Consider the following 18,605-nt stretch of genomic DNA (forward strand, 5'->3'; position numbering starts at 1 on the left):
GACGGGACATCCGATGACTGCACGCATTCCACGCCGCTGGGTTCATTCTTCGTTGCTGCTCGCGCTGGCCGCACTTGGCGGCTGCCAGCCCAACCTGCGCGCCGAGGCTGTTTCCACCGCCGAAGCCGGTCCGCTCAATGTGATCGTGATGATCAACGACGGTGCCGGCTGGGGTGCCTGGGACGCCGCCGCCTACTGGCAGTACGGCAGCCGTGAAGGCGCACCCTATGCGGATTTCCCACTGCGCCTGGCGGTGACCACCTTTCCGTTGAACGCGAGCAGCCAGCCGACCGGTGACAACGCGCAGACGCTTGGCTACGACCCGGGCAAGGCCTGGGATGACGCGCCGGTTCCTGCGCAGGACCTGCCCTTTGTGGGCTACCAGTACCTGGCCGCGGTGGCTACCGACAGTGCGGCGGCGGGCACTGCGCTGTCCTCGGGCATCAAGACCTACAACAACGCCATCAACTTCAACAACGATGGCCAGCCGGTCGAGTTCAATACGCTGCGCGCCAAGCGCCTGGGAATGGCCACCGGCGTGGTCACCTCGGTGCCGTTCGCGCATGCCACGCCGGCCGCGTTCGCGGCGCAGAACGAATCGCGCAGCAACTATCACGCCATCGCACACCAGATGCTGGCGCAGGGCCACATGGACCTGGTGATGGGCACGGGTGGCCCCGGCTACAGCGTCGACGGCCGCGCCTGCCATGAAGGTACGGACGCGGCGAAGGCGGAGGGCTGTGCGAATCCATGGGAGTGGGTGTCGCAGCAGGATTGGCAGCAGCTGGAAGCGGGCAGCACCATCGGCGGCAATCCGGCGGGACCGTGGCGCCTGATCCGCAGCAAGGAAGCGTTCGCCGCACTGGCGCAGGGACGGTTGCCGGCCGACCGGCCGCTGATCGGTGTACCGCGCGTGGCCAACACACTGCAGCAGGCGCGCCAGCTGCAGGTGCTGGGCAAGGATGCAGGCACGCCTTCGGGAGTGAGGAAGATCGACAGCGTGCCCGATCTGGCGACCATGACGCGTGGCGCACTGCAGTTCCTGCAGCAGCGCTCGTCCAAGGGGCTGTTCCTGATGGTGGAAGGCGGCGCCACCGACTGGGCCGCACATACCAGTGCGTGCGGCACCGAATGGCATTACGGCCAGTGCAGCGATCAGCCGCAGCATGGCCGGCTGATCGAAGAGACCGTGGAGTTCAATGACGCGGTGGAGGCGGTGGTCGACTGGATCGAGCGCAACGGTGGCTGGGAGCGCAACCTGCTGATCGTCACCACCGACCACGACAACAGCATGCCGATGGGCCCGGATGCACAGGACGTGGCTTTCGCGCCGGTACGCAACAACGGTCGCGGCCGCATGCCCGGAATCAGCTTCCGCCCCACCGGCAACCACTCCAACGCGCTGGTGCCGCTGTGGGCCAGGGGCGCCGGCGCGGAGCTGCTGGGGAAGCGCGTGCGGGGCGTCGATGCCGGCTACCGTCAGCACGTGCGCTGGAACGACGGCAGCTACATCGACAATACCGACGTGGCTGCCGCAGTGCAGGAAGCGCTGCAGCGTCCACGGTAACGCCCGGTTGCACGCGGGCTGTTGTCGAGGCAGCCTGCGTACATGCAGTCGGATATCCGCATCGACGGTCGTGTCTTCGCTTACGTCTTCCCCTGTGCGTGGGAAGACTACGCGAAGATTGGTTTCTCACGTGATCCGCTTGGGCGCATCAGCGCATTGCACCGGCGTTGGTTCGAGTTCTTCGATCTCGACGCCGGTGCGCTGGTGGAAGCGGAAAGCGAGCGCGATGCGCGGGATCTGGAGCTGCAGCTGCGTTCGCCGTTCAAGGCGCACCGCGCGCCGGCGCCGATGACGGTCCAGGACAAGGCTGGAGGCCGCACCGAATGGGTACGTGGTGCCAACCACGCTTTGTCGCTTGCGGTTGCCGGCCTGGGCGAACAGGGCTATCGCTGCTATCCACTGAAGGGGTGGCTGCGAGCCGCGCTTCGCCTGCGCATGGACCGGTTGCACGACTGGGCGGCGGTGCAGCTTCCCGAAGAGGAAGGCCTGCGGATCCCCGGTGGCCCCGGCGAGGGCGCGCTGCGTGACACCCTCGACGGTTGTCGGGCATTGGACATCGATCCGATCCCGTGGCTGCCTGAACACGTCCAACGCTGGTATGCAGGTTGAGGAGCCTTCAACGGGTTCGCGGCGGCTGAACCGGCGCGGCCGGTTGCCGCGCGCACTGCGGGGCAGGTGTGGACGGGCTGGCCAGCTGGCGTGCCAGCTCGGCGCTGGCCACGTGGCCCTGCAGGAACAACAAGCCGCCGAAGATGTTCATGAGCGTGCCTCCACTTGAGTGGATTGCACGATACGGGCAGCATGGACGGGCAAAAAGCGACATTTCCGCAAGCATGACTTGAGAGAATTTCAAGCCTTATGTCCCGCCCTCCGCTCCATGCCCTCCAGGGCTTCGTGGCTGCCGCCCGGCTTGGCAACCTGTCGCGCGCGGCGGCGTCGATGAACCTGACCGTCAGCGCGCTCAGCCACCAGATGCGGCAGCTGGAAGAACGGCTCGGGCAGCCGCTGCTGATCCGCCAGCCGCGTGGTATCACCCTTACCCTTGAGGGGCAGCGCCTGCTCGAGCAGGTGGGGCCGCATCTGGATGCGATAAACGAAGCCTTCCAGCCCTATGCCGCGCGTGCCGAGCACGTGCTGACGATCAGTGCGGTGCCATCGATGGCATCGGCCTGGCTGGTGCCGCGCCTGGGTCACTTCGTGGCTGAGCACCCGCAGATCGAGATCAACCTGCAGTCGAGTGAGCGCCTGATTGATTTCGAGCGGCAGCGCCAGTTCGACGCCGCGCTGCGGCTGGGCAGCGGGCAATGGCCGGGCCTGGTGGTGGAACCGCTGTTCGACGAGTGGCTGGTGCCGATGGCGAGCCCCGCGCTGATCGAGCGCATGGGGGGCATCGACCGTGTACCGCTGACCCAGTGGCCGCTGCTCGGTGATCCCGACGGCGCGTGGGGCGCCTGGTTCGCGTTGAGTGGGCAGAGCCCGCCATCGCGCTTCGTGGCGGTGCTGGATGATTCGGAGGCGCACCATCGCGCCGCACTGGATGGCGTAGGCGTGGCCCTTGGCCGGGTGACCCGGGCACGTCTGCTGCTGGAATCCGGCCAGCTGGTCGCGCTGTCCAGCCAGCGCCTGAAGACGGCGTGGCCGCATTGGCTGGTGTACCCGCAGCGCTCGGCCAGCCATCGCGGCTTCCTCGCGTTCCGCGACTGGCTGCATGCGCAGGCCGCCGAGCATGTGCAGCACATGGCGGACGCGTATCTGTAACGCCGCGCGGTGCTCGATCCCGACTCTACAGTCACTGCACCAGGGTGACCGCCTGCCCGGCACGCGCGAACGCTTCCTCCAGCAACGAGCCCGCCTTGATCGCTTCCACTTCCTCAAACAGCGCCCGCAGCGCATTGGCCGGGCGTGAGGCCGGTGCCGCCACTGCCTGCTGGATCGCGGTGAAGCGATCGGCCAGCACCCGATGGCCGGGATGTGCCTTCGCCCAGGCCGCCAGCGGCTGGCGTACACCGGCGGCGGCATCCAGGCGGTGCTGGTCGAACAGGGCGATGGCCGCTGCCGAGGTGTCCGCCCGCTCGATCGTGGCATGGCGCAGTTCCCGGCTCAGGAACAGGTCATAGGCCGCGCCACGCCCCACCGCGATGCGCAGTCCGTCGCGGTCGAGGTCGGCCACTTGCTGCGCCGGGCTGTCTTCGCGCACCAGGTAAGTGCCTTCGATCTCCACATACGGAGCGCTGAAGGCGATGCGGTCGGCACGCGCCGGATCGATCGCCAGGAAGGCCAGATCCCAGCCGTCTTCGTCCGCTGCGGCGACCACCGAGGCTGCGGCATCGTGGCAGGTGAAGCGTGCCTGCACCCCCATCCGTTGCGCCAACGCGGTAGCCAGTTCCAGCGAGGGGCCGCGCGGTGAGCGCGCATCGCCCTGTGCCAGCACCGGGTTGCCCAGGTTGATCGCCACGCGCAGGAAACCGTGCGGTGCCAGCGTACGTCGGTGGTCGGCCAGGGACATGCAGGACTCCACGGGGCAGGAGAGACCCAGCATGCCAACAACGGTGTCCGCGTGGCGTGGACTCAGCCGCGCGCGGCGAAGGTGCCGTGGAAGCCCAGTGGCACCGCATACGGTAGCCACGCCTGGGCCAGCGGACCGTCATCCACATGGCGCGCATCCAGCACGGCCAGACCGCTGCGCTGGTTCACCGGATCGATCAGGGTGCCGATCAGCCAGCCGTCATCGGCGTTGCGGCTGCCCGGGCGCGGTACGAACACATGCTCTTCGGCCATGATGTCCGCCCCGTAGTTCCAGAGCTGGCGGCGCCCGTGCTCGATCTCGAACGCGGCCACCGCGTTGAAGTACGGCGCAGTGGCCGTGCCGTCGATGGTCGGCGCATACAGCCGTGCGCCACGTGTGTTCGCCGAGCGCGGGTCGAACAACGGGAACTCCACCGCGCTGATGCCCAACGTCTGCCAGCGGGCCTGTCCACGACGCAGGTCCAGATGCAGCTCGACCAGGCTGGCGCCACTGTTGGCCGCGTGTGCGCCATCACCGGCCATCGCTTCCTTCATCGGCGAGCGCGCCTCGTTGATGTCGTCGTGGCGCACTGCGCGCAGCACGATGCCGCCATCGCGGGTGAACGCGTCGCCGAAGTGGTAGATCGCCGCGAACGGGGCCTCGAACCATTGCGCCTTGCCCGGCGCATCCTTGGCGACCACCGCGATGCGCACCGGACGCTGCGGTGCGAACTGCATGCGCTCGAAGAAGCTGCCACCTGCGCCGGTGAAATCGAACGGCATCATCACGAACACCAGGTGCTGGTCGGTCATCGCGAAGGCATGCAGGTAGCCATGCTCGGGTGTTTCGATCACATTGGCGCTGCGCAGCTGGCCGTCCGCACCGATGTGCCAGACCAGCAGGCCATGGCCCCCCATCAGGCTGATCGAGCCGAAGTTCCAGAGGCTGCCGTCGTGGTCGGTCAGTGGGTGCGCCGAGAACGGCAGCGCCGCCAGGTCCGGACGCCAGGTGACAGGGCCAAGCGTCTGCAGCGAATCCGGGTCCACTTCGAACGCCGAACCGGATTCGCACAGGGCGAACAGGCGGCCATTGATCATCGTCACCGAGGTGTTGGCCACGTTGGCATCATCGTTGTTGCGTACCGCCAGCGCACCGGGAACGCTGGTGCCGGCGGCCGGATACTGGAAGCGGCCGGCCTTCTGTTCACGGGTGAATTTCGGCGTGGCGACCATGCGCCCGTGATGGGTCAGGCTGCCATCACCATTGAAGCGCCAGCCATGCACCATGCCGTCGCCGTCGAACCAGTGGTCGTAGCGGAAGCCATCGCGCTCGGTCCACGCCGGACCGTTGCGGTACAGCGTGCCAGCCAGGCCTGACGGCAGCTTTCCCTGCAACTGCACGGTGGCCGGACCGAGGCTTTCGCTGCCGACGCTACGCCAGCCGAGCAGCCAAGGGTGTTCCTGCATGCCCTGCGCGAACCGCGCCGGGTCGCCGGCGAAGGCGGGAGCGCTGCGCAGCGCGGTGGTGCCCAGGGCCAGACAGGCACTGCTGCTGAGCAGGGTACGAAGGAAGCGGCGACGGTCCATGGTGGCCTCGGGTCTGGATGCAGGAATCAGCGCAGGGTGATGTCGATGGCGGTGCCGGCGGCCGGTACGTCGACGCGCGCCTCGTCGAAGGTCGGCTTGCGCATCACCTGCGGATTGTTGCTGAAGCCGTAGCCCTCCACCGGCATGCCTACCAGGTTGGTGTCGAGCTTGCCGTTGTCGTTCTCGTCGTGGGTGAGCAGCACGGCATAGCTGCCGGCCGGAACGCCCTTGAACGTGAAGTGGGCGCTGTCGCCGCTGGGCGCCGCCTGCTGGGCCTGCACGGGCCTGGCCTTGCCGTCCCAGGCGGCGGCGCTGTCGACCAGCGCAACGCGCAGGGTGCCGGTCTGCACACGGACGTCGTGCACGGTCACGGCCAGGTCGGCGGCGTGGGCACTGCCGGCCAGGGCCAGGGCAGTCAGGGCGATGCTGAGCAGGGCGGTGCGGATCATGGCAGTGGCTCCGGAAGTGTGTGTGGCGGTGTGGCGCCAGTCTGCGTGCGGCGCTGCACCGGGTTCAGGGCCAGTGGTCATCGATTCGACGTGCCAGAAGTCACTTTCTGCGCCGGACCCATTGCCGCCGGCGTGCACGGCGGTCAGCATCTGGCCATGCCCAGCCTGTTCCGCCATCTGTTGCGTCCCCTCAGCCTCGCCGGCCTGGCCACCGTGCTGGTGGTGGGCCTGTCATTCGCGGTGCAGCGCAACGGTGCCGGGCTGAGCCTGCTGCTGCTTGCCGTGTTCCTGCTGCTGTTCGTGGTGCACGGCTGGGCGTCGGTGCCATCCCGCGTGCGCGCTGTCGCGGCGGTGTTGCAGGCGTTGCTGGCGGTCGTGCTGGTTGCGCTGCAGCCGCGTACCGGCACCGCACCGGTACTGCTGGTGGTGCTGGTGGCGCAGCTGGCCGAGCATTGGCCACCGCGCTTCGTGCTGGCTGTTGCACTGCTGGCCAACCTCGCCATGTATCTCGTGCTGCGCTACAGCGGCTTCAGCCAGCCGCTGCTGGTGGTGCTGCTCTATGGCGGCTTCCAGGCCTTTGCTGCACTGACCGCACACTATGCCCGCAGCACGGCGCTGGCCCGCGATGACCTGGCCCGCGTCAATGCCGACCTGCTGGCCACCCGCGCGCTGCTGGCCGACAGCGCACGCGATGCCGAGCGCCTGCGCCTGGCGCGCGAACTGCACGATGTGGCCGGGCACAAGCTCACCGCGATGCGCTTGAACCTGCGTGCCCTTGCGGCCGACCCTGTGTTGGCCAGGCGCGAAGGACTGGTGCTGGCCGAGCAGCTGTCCGGCGAGTTGCTGACCGACATCCGCCAGGTGGTGCAATCGATGCGCGATGATCGCGGCCTCGATCTGGCCACCGCATTGCACGCGCTGGCCGCGCCGTTCCCGCGCCCGAAGCTGCAGCTGCAGATCGGCGAGTGCGTGCGCATAGTTGACCCGCTGATGGCCGAGACCGTGCTGCGCCTGGTACAGGAAGCGCTGACCAATGCCGCCCGGCATGGCAACGCAGACACCGTATGGCTGACGATCAACGAGGAGGATTCCCGGTTGCGTATCGACATCCGTGACGACGGCCAGCGCGCCGAACGTATCCGCGAGGGCAACGGCATCGCCGGCATGCGTGAGCGCCTGGCCGCAGTGCGTGGCCAGTTGGAACTGGCCCGCACCGCACAGGGCGGCATGCACCTGACCGCCTGGGTGCCGGCATGAACGGCAGCGCGATCCGTGTTGCCCTGGCCGACGACCAGGCGCTGGTCCGCGCCGGGCTGCGTGCGTTGTTGCAGGGGTTGGGCGTGGACGTGGCGCTGGAGGCCGAGGAGGGCCAGGCGTTGCTGGACGCGCTGTCCACCCAGCGCGTGGATGTTGTGCTCAGTGACATCCGCATGCCCGGGATGGACGGCATCGAGGCAGTGCGCCAGCTGCGCGCGCGCGGCGATGCCACGCCGTGGCTGCTGCTGACGACCTTTGATGAAAGTGACCTGCTGCTGCGCGCCAGCGAGGCCGGCGCACAGGGCTTCCTGCTCAAGGACGCCGCACCCGCAGACCTGCGCGAGGCGATCGAGCGCGTCGCCGTTGGCGAAACCCTGCTGCTGCCGGTCAGCACCGAGCCGGTACGCGCCCGCTACCGCTTCCACGATGAAGCACCGCCCACCGATACCTTCGGGGAACGCGAGGTGGCGATCCTGCGCTTGCTGGCCGGTGGCTACAGCAACAAGGAGATCGCGCGCAGCCTGTTCCTGGCCGAGGGCACGGTGAAGAACTACGTGTCCGCCATACTCGACAAGCTGGGCACCCGCGATCGCACCCGTGCGGTGCTGAAGGCGATTACCCTGCGCATCATCTGAGTGGACCGAGCAAGGAGTGCCAGTGAACCCGATCCTGCATGTGGAAATCCCGGCCAGTGACCTGGACCGTGCCATCACGTTCTACCAGCGGTGGCTGCAGGTCGCGGTGGACGAACCTGTCGTGCTGCACGACTGCCGGATGGCCTACCTGCCGTTCTCCGATGAGGCCGCCGGTGCCAGCATTGCGCTGGTGCTCGGCGCGGACTACCGGCCTTCCGAACAGGGGGCGCGCGTCTACATCGGCGTCGATGACCTGGATGCGAGCCTGGAGCGAGCACTGCAAGCGGGCGCCGAGCTGTGCTTCGGACCCGCCGACGCGGGCGACTGGCGCGTGGCCGAGATCCGCGACAGCGAAGGCAACCGCATTGCGCTGCAGGCGCGCGCAGCTCTGTAGAGCCGAGACCACGCTCGGCTGCTGTTGGCCCAGCCGCTCCAGCTCAGCCGAGCATGGGCTCGGCCCTACAAGGTCGCGGCGCGCGAGCGCTGCAGCCAGTCATTGATGGCCGGGTCCAGTCGCGGGTCGTCCGGTAGCTGCATGCCGAAGCGCTGTTGCAGCACGGCACGCACATCACCCACATCATGCAGCGGGCGCTTGTCCGGTGCCTGCCCGGGGCGATACTCGGTGTAGTTGCCGCTGCCGATGGTGCGGCGCCAGTCCGGCCCGGTCAGCGACGCGCGCAGCTGCCCGGGGAAACTGGAGTCGGGATGGGTGCACACGTACCAGTTGCCCACCACGTTGTCGATCGGTGCCGGCGCCTGCAGGTCGAACCGATACATCGCCCGCCAACCATCGTTGGACTCGGCCGACAGTACGAAATCACCCTCGTCGTGCAGGCGCTGCAGCAGATAGCGTTCGTGCGGCGTGGCCTGCGGCTGCGGATCATGCAGGCGCAGCGGCACGGTCGGGGTCAGGCTGCCGAAACCGGCATCCACCAGCCAGTCGTCGCTGTCTACGTTCACGCGCAGCAGCAGGTGGGTACGCGCGGTCAGTTCGCCGTCCTGGGCGGCCAGCAGTACCCGCGCGCTCAATGGCTGCGCATCGAAGCCCAATGCCTGCAGCAGCGCCAGCAACCCGCCATTGAGTTCGAAGCAGTAACCACCGCGGCGCTCGTCGAGCAGCTTGCGCTGCACGCTGTCCAGGTCGATCGGCACCGCATCGCGCAGCAGGCAGCTGAGGGTCTCGAAGGGCATCAGTGCGTTGTGGCGCTGCTGCAGCAGGGTCAGGCCGGCCAGGGTCCGCGGTGGCGGTGCATCCAGCTGCAGGCGCTGCAGGTAGCGGGGTACATCGAGCGTCGTCATGGAGACACCGGGCGGGGGAGGGATGTCCACTGTGCTCCCCCAACCGGGGTTGAGGTCAAGCGCGGCGGCCGTGTCATGCCTCCGTCGCCTGCACCCGGTACAAAGGCCGCGTCCACCAGCGATGGGGGGACGCAGACGAAGAAAGCGCTAAAGTTGTCCTGAGTCAGGCCGATACAGGTGCGTCTTTCCGCCTGGAGTCTGTCATGTCGGCCGTTGTTCCCCACCTCCGGTCCCTGCGCACGCGCCTTGCTGCGTTGCACTCGGCGTCCCCCGGGCTGCTGCGCTGGCTGCAGCCACATCGGCTCAGCGTGGCCAACAAGCTCAAGGCCACACTGTGGATCTGCGGCCTGGGCCTGGTGGCGATCGCTGCTGTCTACGCCTGGACTGGCCATGCCAACGCACTGGCTGCGCGCAGCCAGGCCAGCTACCAGCGCGGCAGCGATCTGGCTGCCAGCCTGTCCACGCGGGTAGCCGAAGCGCGTCGCCTGCAGACCCAGTATGCGCGCAGTTTCGATGATGCCGACCGCGCGCAGCTGTTGGCCACGCAGAAGGCGTTGCAGACCGATCTGCAGGCGCTGCGCGCGATGCCGATGGATGCTGGCCGGCGCAAGGCCCTGCAGGCGCTGACCGAAGCCGCCGACGCGTTCTCGCAGGGTGTGGCCGCCCTGTTCGAACGGGTCGACGAGATGGGCCGTGGTGATGCCGGCCTCGCTGCGCAGCTGCAGCAGGCCGCCGACACCCTGCAGGCGCAGGTGGATGTGCAGCAGCGGCCCGCGCTGGCGCTGTCCCTGCAGAAGATGCGAAGGCAGGAGGCACTGCTGCTGCTCGACGGTGATTCCACCCACGCCGACCGCGCCAGCGAGGAGAAGCTGCCGTTCGACCTCGCGCTGGCGGGCCTGCCTGCGGATGTGCAGGACACCCTGCGCACCGGGATGGAGGCGTATCAGGCCGCACTGCTGGGGTATACCGCTGCCCGCGTCGGCCTGGATGTGGAAGCGCAGTCGCTGCTGGATACCGCCACGGGCGTAGCGCCGGCGTTGGCCGCATTCCAGCAGGCACAGGTGGCGGCGCTGGCCAGGGCGCAGGCACGCCAGCAGGCCGGCGCGCGCACCATGAGCGTGGTGTTCGCACTGACCCTGCTGCTGGTGGCCGGCGTGCTGATCACCAGCCTGGTGCTGGTGCTGCGTGCGGTGCGCCAGCCTATCCAGGACACCCTGCGTTTCGCCAGCGACATCGCCGACGACCGCCTCGACACCACTCTGCGCGTCTACAACGCCAACGATGAAATCGGCCAGCTGGCCCAGCGCCTGGTCGACATGCAGCAGCGCCTGCGCGCGCGCATCGAGACCGAGCGTGCGGTGGCCCGCGGCAACACCCGCGTGCGGCAGGCATTGGACAGCGCACAGGCCGGCTTGATGGTGATTGATGCCGAAGGCCTGGTGGCGTACGCCAATCCGGCGCTGCTGCAGCAGCTTGCACTCCGGCTTGAAGATCTGGTGGGGAGCGATGCGGTACGCCTGCATCCGGCACTGGCCAGCCTGGCTGGCGTGCGCCAGCGCGAGGAGCGCGAGATCGGTCATGCCGGCGTCCGCTACCAGTTGATCGCCAATGCCATCACCGATGAAGGGCATTTCCTCGGCGTGGCAGTGGAGTGGCGCAGCCGCGCGCTGGAAACGCTGCTGGAAACCGAAGTGGCAGCACTGGTCGACGCCGCCGCACATGGCGACCTGCACGGCCGCATCGCGCTGGAGGGAAAACAGGGCTTCGTGCGCACGTTGTCGACCAGCATCAACCGCCTGCTGGCGACCTTCGAGACCAACCTCGGCGATCTGCAGGCGCTTCTGGCGGCGCTGGCCCGTGGTGACCTCAGCGTGCGCATGGAAGGTGAGCTGCAGGGCGTGTTCGCACGCATGCGCGACGATGCCAACGCCACGGTCGCGCAACTGGGCCGCATCGTCACCCGCATCCAGCAGGCGACGTCCAGCCTCGACACCGGCGTTGGTGAGATCGTTGCCGGGCACCATGATCTGTCGCAGCGTACCGAACAGCAGGCGGCCAACCTGGAAGAGACGGCAGCGTCGATGCACGAGTTGACCGACACCGTTGGCCGCAATGCCGATGCCGCGGGCCGCGCAGATGCCTTGGTGCAGGGGGCGGCCGCGGTGGCCCAGCGCGGTGGCGAGGCCGTCGGCCAGGTGGTCGCGACCATGCATGGCATCAGCGAGGCCTCGCGGCGGATCGGCGACATCACCCAGCTGATCGATGGCATCGCTTTCCAGACCAACATCCTCGCGCTGAATGCCGCGGTGGAAGCTGCGCGTGCAGGTGAGCAGGGCCGCAGCTTCGCCGTGGTGGCTGCGGAAGTGCGCCTGCTGGCCCAGCGCAGTGCCGAAGCGGCCAAGCAGATCAAAGGACTGATCGAGGATTCGGTGGCGCGTGTTGGCCAAGGCAACCAGCAGGCCGAGCAGGCGGGCATCACGATGGGCGAGATCGTTGGCAGCGTGCAGCAGCTGGCCGAGCTGCTGGCCGGTATCCGCAGTGCATCGCAGGACCAGCATGCCGGCATCGCGCAGGTGAAGCAGACCATCGTGCAGATGGAAGCCAGCACCCAGCGCAACGCCAGCCTGGTGGAAGAGGCTGGTGCCTCCACCGCACAGATGCAGGCGCAGGTACACGCGCTGGCCGAAGCGGTGGGCGCGTTCCAGTTGCAGTCGATGCCACAGGCGCGCGCTGCGGCCTGATCGTGCTCCGGTAGTGCCGGCCGCTGGCCGGCACTACCCTTGTGGCTCAATACACGTCGCGACGGTAGCGCCCGGTCTCCAGCAGCGTTTCCACTTCTTCATCACCCAGTGCTTCGCGCAGCACCTGGTCCACGCCTTCGGCCATGCCCAGCAGCGAACCGCAGACGTGGATGACCGCACCACGCTGCATCCAGTCGCGCAGGGCATCGGCTGCTGCACGCAGGCGATCCTGCACATAGCCGCCCTCACCATCGCGCGAGAACGCCAGGTCCACCCGCGCGAGATGGCCATCGGCCTGCCACGCTTCGATCTCAGCGGCGAACAGGAAGTCGTGCGCGCGCTGGCGTTCGCCGAACAGCAGCCAGTGCCCGTGCTCACCTGCATGCGCGGCTTCGCGCAGCAGGCTGCGCAGGCCCGCGATGCCGGTGCCATTGCCGATCAGCACCATCGGCGCACCGCCAACGCGATGGAAACCGGGGTTGCGGTGCACGCGGGCCACGATGCTGGCACCGACCGGCGCATGCAGCGACAGCCAGCCCGAACCCAGGCCGGTGCGTCCGGTTTCGTCATGGACCAGCCGCACCACCAGCTCGACCGCACCTTCATCCGTACAGGATGCGATGGAATACTCGCGCCCCGGCAGCAGTGGCAGCCCTGCCAGCCACAGGCAGGCATCCTGCACCGCCAGCGCAGCATCGGCATCGGGCAGCTCGCGCTCGCTGGCCAGCGCCAACAGCGTGCGTGGCTGGCCGTCAGTCAGCAACGGCTGCTGGGGATCCAGCCCATGTGCCTTCAGCACTGCAGCGGCGTGCCGCGCGTTGTGGCGGGGCGCGATGTGCAGGATGTCGCCCGCCTGCCACTGCACATCGGCCGGTGGCGCAAGACGGATGCGCCAGATGGCGCCGCCCATGCTGCCTGGATTGAGGCGGTCACGGCCGAGCAGGCGCCACTCGTGCATCTGCGTCGCGGCCGGCAACACGCTGTCATCGGTGGCGATGCCGGTCAGCGCGCCGAGATGTTGCTGCCACTGGCGCAGCGCCGGTATCGCGGCGGCATCGACATCGATGCGCTCGAACAGCGCACGTGCGCCGTTGCCCAGCAGCCAGCCATCGAATTGGCGGCCAAAGCCGCAGTAATGCGGGTACTGGCGGTCACCCAGGGCGAGCAGGCCGAACTGCAGGCCCGACAGATCGGGCGCTTGTGCCAGCAGCCGCCGCGCAGCGCCCCGTGCCGCATCCGGCGGCTCGCCATCGCCGAAGGTGCTCAGCACGAACAATGCCTGCGCAGTGCGCGCGAGCTGCGTGGCATCGACCCGGGCCAATGGCAGTACCTGCACGCCATGGCCAGCGGCCTGCAGCTGCGCGGCCGCACGCCAGGCCAGCTGCTCGCCCAGCCCGCTCTGGCTGGCATGCACGACCAGCCAAGGTGCGTGGCCATCATCGGTGGCAACCGGCAGCGACCGGCGCAGCCCGCGCGCGGCACGCTGGCTGCGGCGGCGGTCCAGGTACAGCATCCAGCCGGTGATGAAGAACAGGCTCATGGCCAGACTGCTGAGCATCACCGCGACACGCCCGGGCATGCCGAAGTAGCTGCCCGAGTGCAATGCGAACACGCTGGTGGCCAGCTGCGCGCCGGCGCCCTGGCGCGCGTAGGGGCGCGAATCGAGGATTGCCCCGCTGGCCGGATCCAGCTGCAGCAGATCATGTGCACGGTCATGGTGGCCACCGCGCTGTGACGGATCGCCAGCCATCACCCGCACGTTGAGCGCCTGGCCAGGCTTTTCCGGCAGGCGCAGGTCGATGTAGCCGGTGTGCACGCCGGGCAGGGCATACAGCGTGGCTTCGATGCGCTCCAGGTTCAGGGTGGCGCCGGTGGCGACCTTGTGCTTGGCGGCCGGTGCGACGCCCAGCAGCGTATTGGCGGCACTGCGATACCAGTCGAAGGACCACCACAGGCCGGTCAGCGCACTCATCAGGTAGATCAGCAGCACCCAGGTGCCGACCACCGAGTGCAGGCTCCACAGGAAGCCACGGCCGCTGCGTTTCCATTCCACCGCCAGCCAGCTGCGCCAGTGCCACCAGCGTCGAGGCCAGCGCAGGTAAAGACCGGACAGGGTGAAGAACAGCAGGGCGATGGCGCAGCTGCCGGTGATCCATTTGCCGCGCTCGCCGGCGGCGAGGTGGCGATGCAGGTCCTCGACGAAATCGAAGAACGCCTGCCCACGCAAGGCACTGAAGCGCTCGCCGCTGTACGGGTCGAAGTAGACCCAGTGTTCCTTGCCACCAGCGAAGCGTGCCACCGAGGGCCGCTGCCCGGTGGCGTCCACGCGCAGGCGCTGCAGGGGGCGATCACCGCCGGCCTGCAGCAGCGGCACCACTTCGCTGAGTTCAAGCGGAAGCTGGCCGTCGGCATGGTGCTCGGCGATTTCGGCGAATCCGGGGTTGGCCGCGCGCAGCAGTTCGTCCTCGAAGGACAGCACGGCGCCGCTGAGGCCCATCACGGCCAATACGGCACCGGCGGTGATGCCCAGCAGCCAGTGCAGTTGGAACAGGACGTTCTTGAACATGGAAGGAGGAGGGCCTGGAAGGCTGCCGCCCGCATCCTGCGCAACAGCAAATGAGAATTAGTCGCGGAATTTTCCGTGGCGGACGGGCTACGGTCAAGGAGGGTTTTGTTGCAGGGCTTTGCAGCCCTGCACCCGCTACAAGCCGGAGCAACGTCAACGTCAAAAGCTGGCTTTCCGTGGGTTGGCGGGGTGGGTCCGGTTGAGGGGGACGCTGCAAGTCCCCCTCCGGGGCCCGGCCCAGCCGCTGGCGGCTGTGCGTTCGGGCGCTTGCGAAGCAGTGCTTCGCAAGCAAAGCGCCCTCACCCATGTAAGCTCGGTCGCCGCATCCATGCGGCTCACGCCCCCTCAGCCGGACCCACCCCGCCTTCGACAGTTTCCTGCGATCTGTCGGAACGGCGTTCTGCTTTGGTAGGTGCCGACCGTTGGTCGGCACGGGGTCTGATTCCGTTCTGAATATCGATATCTGACAGATGTGTCGACCAAGGTCGACACCTACCAACAGCCGCGAAGATCTGTCAGAGGCGGGGCGGTGTCGGAGTGCGGGGTGTCAGCCGCATGGATGCGGCTGCCAAGCTTACAGGGACGTACTTGCAGCGTCCCCGCACTCCGACACCGCCCCGCCATCCCACGGAATGCCCGCTTTGGCTTTGGCTGTTGCCGTTGCATTGAGCAGGGTGCAGGGCTGCAAGCCCTGAAAAAAACACCCTCACTTCACCCAGCTGTCGATCTCGCCGTGGGCGAACGGTCCCAGCTTTGCCTTCACCAGCCGCCCCTGCGCATCGAACAGCACGCTGTAGGGCAGCAGGCCCTGTGTATTGCCCAGCTGCACGCTGGCATCGCGCGGCCCCGGGGTCTCGATCACGATCGGATAATCCACCGGTACCCGCTGCAGGAAACCGCGCACGTCTTCCGGCGTATCCAGCGCCAGTCCCAGCACCTGTACACCGTGCTCGCCCTGGACATGTGCGAAACGCGCCAGTTCGGGCATTTCTTCAACGCAGGGCGCGCACCAGCTGGCCCAGACATTGATCAACAGCGGGCGACCGCCAGCGTGCTGGCGCAGGTCCAGCGGCCGGCCTTCAAGATCGGGCAGCGACAGCGCGGGCAGGCTGTCGCCGACCTGCAGGGCAGGTGCCGCAGCCGCCACAGCAGGCGCCGCTGGCATGGCCTCAGGCGCAACCGGCGCAGGAGCCAATCGATGCCCGGCCCACAGGCCAAGGCCGGCGGCCAGCACCGCTGTCCACAGCAGCGCTGGCCGTTGCCACTTCATCGTGCGGTGCGCAGCAGCGCTTCCTCCACCACCGCCTGGGTCAGCAGGGTCGGCAGCACGGTCGGCGGTGCGCCGGGGCCGTACACCACGTACAGCGGCACGCCGACGGCCTTGTGCTCTTCCAGGAACGTGGTGATCTGCGGATCGACGTTGGTGTAGTCACCGCGCATGTACACCGCGTTGGTGCGCTTGAGCAGGTCCTTGAACTCCGGCCGCGACAGCACGGCGCGCTCGTTGGCCTTGCAGCTCACGCACCAGTCGGCGGTCATGTTGACGAATACCACGCGGTTGTCGGCGCGCAGGCGGTCCAGCAACTGCGGCGAATACTCCACCACGTTGTCGCTGGCGGCCTGTGCGGCGCGTGCCGGCGCTGCCAGCTGGGTCACGCCCCAGGCCGGTACCAATGCGCCGATCGCCAGCAGCACGCCGAGCAGGGTCACCGCACGCGAGCCGGTCCAGCGGTTGCGCTCGAACAGCCACAGGCCGAAGGCGAACAGCAACAGGCCACCCAGCACCAGCGCCATGCCGTCCACGCCGCGTTGCTTGCCCAGCACCCACAGCAGCCACAGCGCGGTGGCGTACATCGGGAAGGCCAGCACGTGCTTGAGCGTTTCCATCCACGGGCCGGGCTTGGGCAGGCGGCGCGCCAGCGCCGGCACGAAGCCGATCAGCAGGAACGGCAGCGCCAGGCCCAGGCCGAGGAACAGGAACACGGTCATCGCCTTCAGCGGCGGGGCAATGAACGCGTAGGCGATCGCGCCACCCATGAACGGGCCGACGCAGGCACTGCCGACCACGCAGGCCAGCGCACCGGTGAAGAAGTCACCGGCCGGGCCGCTGCGGCTGGCCAGCGACTGGCCCAGGTTGCCGATGCCGCCGCCCAGGGTGAACACGCCGGACAGGCTCAGGCCTACCGCGAACATGATGTAGGCCAGCGCCGCCACCACGCCCGGGTGCTGCAGCTGGAAGCCGATGCCGACGGCGTTGCCGATTGCGCGCAGGCCCACCATCAACGCACCGATCACCGCGAATGCGACCAGCACGCCCAAGGTGTACCAGAGCGCGTGGCTGCGTGCGCGCTGCGGGCTTTCGCCACTCTGTGCCAGGCTCAGGACCTTCAGCGACAGGATCGGCAGCACGCAGGGCATCAGGTTCAACACCAGGCCGCCGGCCAGCGCCAGCAGCAGCACCCAGACGAACGAACGGTCCGGGTTCGGTGTGGTCGCCGGCGGGCGCGTACGCAGCGCGTTGTCACCGCGCGCATCGGCGGCGAATTCATTGCCGTCCACGGTGCCTGCGACGGCCGGGGGGGCGGCATCCGTATTGGGCACCGTCGGCAGCAGGCGCAGGGGGGCGCCGTTGGCGCCTTCGCGTGGCGCCACAGCCAACGGGCTGATTACCTCGTTGCGCGGCGGTGCCTGGTCGGCGCTGGCGCTGACCTTGCCGGCCGGGATCGACAGCTTCACCCGGCGGGTCATTGGCGGGTAGCAGATGCCATCGGTCTGGCAGCCCTGGAAGGTCACCACGAGGGTGCCGTCAACCGCGTCGGCAACCGTGCGCCGCAACGGCAGCGGCACTTCCACCTGGTTGAAGTACACCGAGACATCGCCGAAGTGCTCGTCGCGATGCGATTGCGCGGCTGGCCAACGCGGCGTGCCGGCCTGCACGCCGGTGCTGCCTTCCAGCTTCAGCGAGGTGCGGTCGCGATACAGGTAGTAGCCCGGTGCCGGGCTGAAGCGCAGCAGCAGGGTGTTGCCGTCGCTGGCGATGGCATCGAAGCCGAACGCCTGTTCCGACGGCAGCGGCAGCGCCTGGCTGTTGCTGGCCGCACCCGGCAGGCGCAGGCCGCCGCTGTTGCCGGCACCGGCCAGTGGGTTGTTGAACGGACTGGCCGCACCGGCGCGGCTGGCCGGGGCCGCCGCCTGTGCACCGCTGCCGGGCAGGGTGACCTGCACCACGCGCTTCTGCGGCGGGTAGCAGACACCGGCATCGGCGCAGCCCTGGTAACGCACTTCCAGACCGATGGTACCGGCGGCCTCGGTCGGCGTGCCGGGCAGGCTGGCCTGCAGGCGCTCGCGATAGGTTTCGACCTCGCCGAAGAAATCGTCGTGGTGCTTGTCGCCCTTGGGCATCTGCAGCGCGCCGGCATTGAAGGCCGGGTCGGCCTTGACGCTGGTGCGGTGGCGATACAGGTAATAGCCGGGCGCGATCTTGAACTGGAGTTGCACCTGGCCACGTTCGGGGGCGGTGGCGGTCAGCGCGAACGCCTGGTCCACCGGCAGCAGGTCTTTCTCATCCAGGGCGAACGCCGGCAGCGAGAGCCACAACAGGGCGCACAGGGCGGCGCCACGCGCAAACAGAGTCTTCAATCAGTGTCCTCCCGGGTCTGTGCCCGGATCCAGTCCAGATACGCCGGCAGGCCGGCCCGGGTTTCGACCGCGATGCACTCCGGGAGTTCATACGGATGCAGTTCGACGATCCGGGCGATTGCGTCATTGACGCGACTCGCGGTGGTCTTCACCAGCAGCTGCAGCTCGGCGTCGGTGGTCACCTCGCCCTGCCAGCGGTAGGTCGACTGCGCGCCATCGAGGCGGGTCACGCACGCGGCCAGGCGCTCGCCAACCAGCGCGTGCGCGATGCGCTCGGCACTGGCCCGGTCCGGGCAGGTGGTCAACAGCAGCAGGACGGGATCGACGGTCGACATGACCGTCGAGTATAGGGCCGCCGCC

Annotated in this window: 16 protein-coding genes; 7 read left to right on the forward strand and 9 right to left on the reverse strand. The window is 68.3% G+C overall.

The genetic code is table 11. The annotated features are described in order from the left end of the window. The first annotated feature begins 13 nt into the window (after positions 1 to 13). Positions 14 to 1,567, forward strand: a complete 1,554-nt coding sequence (locus AC5P6X_RS03835; RefSeq protein WP_329757070.1) for an alkaline phosphatase — start codon at positions 14 to 16, stop codon at positions 1,565 to 1,567. Between the two features lie 42 nt (positions 1,568 to 1,609). Further along, on the forward strand, positions 1,610 to 2,176 hold the full coding sequence (locus AC5P6X_RS03840; protein ID WP_033834050.1) for a GIY-YIG nuclease family protein: 567 nt from the start codon (positions 1,610 to 1,612) through the stop codon (positions 2,174 to 2,176). Positions 2,177 to 2,183: 7 nt separating this feature from the next. Here AC5P6X_RS03840 and AC5P6X_RS03845 read toward each other — a convergent pair whose 3' ends face one another. Next, positions 2,184 to 2,327, reverse strand: a complete 144-nt coding sequence (locus AC5P6X_RS03845) for a hypothetical protein (protein WP_172958424.1) — start codon at positions 2,325 to 2,327, stop codon at positions 2,184 to 2,186. A 98-nt stretch (positions 2,328 to 2,425) separates the two neighbouring features. Here AC5P6X_RS03845 and AC5P6X_RS03850 point away from each other — a divergent pair, with 98 nt between their 5' ends. After that, positions 2,426 to 3,325 carry a LysR substrate-binding domain-containing protein gene (locus AC5P6X_RS03850; protein WP_123959112.1) on the forward strand — a complete coding sequence of 300 codons (900 nt, stop codon included), beginning with the start codon at positions 2,426 to 2,428 and terminating at the stop codon, positions 3,323 to 3,325. Between the two features lie 31 nt (positions 3,326 to 3,356). On the opposite strand, the gene AC5P6X_RS03855 is transcribed toward AC5P6X_RS03850, so the two are convergent. From AC5P6X_RS03855 to AC5P6X_RS03865, 3 genes are all read right to left on the reverse strand, one after another. After that, positions 3,357 to 4,073, reverse strand: coding sequence for an ABC transporter substrate-binding protein (locus AC5P6X_RS03855; protein ID WP_329757072.1), 717 nt, complete (start codon positions 4,071 to 4,073; stop codon positions 3,357 to 3,359). A gap of 62 nt (positions 4,074 to 4,135) precedes the next feature. Then, the gene (locus AC5P6X_RS03860) at positions 4,136 to 5,659 is read right to left on the reverse strand and encodes a carotenoid oxygenase family protein (RefSeq protein ID WP_329757074.1); all 1,524 of its coding nucleotides are present in this window, start codon (positions 5,657 to 5,659) and stop codon (positions 4,136 to 4,138) included. Positions 5,660 to 5,685: 26 nt separating this feature from the next. Further along, positions 5,686 to 6,108, reverse strand: coding sequence for a DUF2141 domain-containing protein (locus AC5P6X_RS03865; RefSeq protein ID WP_049448536.1), 423 nt, complete (start codon positions 6,106 to 6,108; stop codon positions 5,686 to 5,688). Positions 6,109 to 6,264: 156 nt separating this feature from the next. Between AC5P6X_RS03865 and AC5P6X_RS03870 the strand changes: the two genes are divergently transcribed. From AC5P6X_RS03870 to AC5P6X_RS03880, 3 genes are read left to right on the forward strand one after another with little or no spacing between them, the layout of a single operon-like run. After that, positions 6,265 to 7,365, forward strand: coding sequence for a sensor histidine kinase (locus AC5P6X_RS03870; RefSeq protein WP_049448487.1), 1,101 nt, complete (start codon positions 6,265 to 6,267; stop codon positions 7,363 to 7,365). Next, positions 7,362 to 8,000 carry a response regulator transcription factor gene (locus AC5P6X_RS03875; protein ID WP_164222586.1) on the forward strand — a complete coding sequence of 213 codons (639 nt, stop codon included), beginning with the start codon at positions 7,362 to 7,364 and terminating at the stop codon, positions 7,998 to 8,000. The genes AC5P6X_RS03870 and AC5P6X_RS03875 overlap by 4 nt, the downstream gene beginning before the upstream one ends. A gap of 22 nt (positions 8,001 to 8,022) precedes the next feature. Further along, complete coding sequence (locus tag AC5P6X_RS03880; protein WP_005411235.1) at positions 8,023 to 8,394, forward strand: VOC family protein; 372 nt, start codon at positions 8,023 to 8,025, stop codon at positions 8,392 to 8,394. Positions 8,395 to 8,459: 65 nt separating this feature from the next. On the opposite strand, the gene AC5P6X_RS03885 is transcribed toward AC5P6X_RS03880, so the two are convergent. Beyond that, positions 8,460 to 9,299: an arylamine N-acetyltransferase family protein gene (locus tag AC5P6X_RS03885; RefSeq protein WP_049448482.1), complete on the reverse strand. Its 840-nt coding sequence runs from the start codon at positions 9,297 to 9,299 to the stop codon at positions 8,460 to 8,462. A gap of 203 nt (positions 9,300 to 9,502) precedes the next feature. Between AC5P6X_RS03885 and AC5P6X_RS03890 the strand changes: the two genes are divergently transcribed. Then, a complete protein-coding gene (locus AC5P6X_RS03890; RefSeq protein WP_169448979.1) occupies positions 9,503 to 12,040 on the forward strand; it encodes a methyl-accepting chemotaxis protein in 2,538 nt (845 codons plus the stop codon). Positions 12,041 to 12,086: 46 nt separating this feature from the next. Here the strand turns inward: AC5P6X_RS03890 and AC5P6X_RS03895 are convergent, their stop codons facing one another. From AC5P6X_RS03895 to cutA, 4 genes are all read right to left on the reverse strand, one after another. Beyond that, positions 12,087 to 14,606, reverse strand: coding sequence for a PepSY domain-containing protein (locus tag AC5P6X_RS03895; RefSeq protein WP_169448978.1), 2,520 nt, complete (start codon positions 14,604 to 14,606; stop codon positions 12,087 to 12,089). 706 nt (positions 14,607 to 15,312) lie between these two features. Then, positions 15,313 to 15,876: a TlpA family protein disulfide reductase gene (locus AC5P6X_RS03900; RefSeq protein ID WP_049450279.1), complete on the reverse strand. Its 564-nt coding sequence runs from the start codon at positions 15,874 to 15,876 to the stop codon at positions 15,313 to 15,315. Further along, entirely contained in the window at positions 15,873 to 18,245 is a 2,373-nt protein-coding gene (locus AC5P6X_RS03905; protein WP_329757041.1) for a protein-disulfide reductase DsbD domain-containing protein, read from the reverse strand. Before AC5P6X_RS03905 ends, AC5P6X_RS03900 begins: the two co-directional genes overlap by 4 nt. Continuing rightward, on the reverse strand, positions 18,242 to 18,580 hold the full coding sequence (gene cutA / locus AC5P6X_RS03910; protein ID WP_049396392.1) for a divalent-cation tolerance protein CutA: 339 nt from the start codon (positions 18,578 to 18,580) through the stop codon (positions 18,242 to 18,244). The genes AC5P6X_RS03905 and cutA overlap by 4 nt, the downstream gene beginning before the upstream one ends. Between the last annotated feature and the right edge of the window lie 25 nt (positions 18,581 to 18,605).

The sequence above is a fragment of the Stenotrophomonas sp. YJH_SMC_40 genome (genome assembly GCF_059368615.1).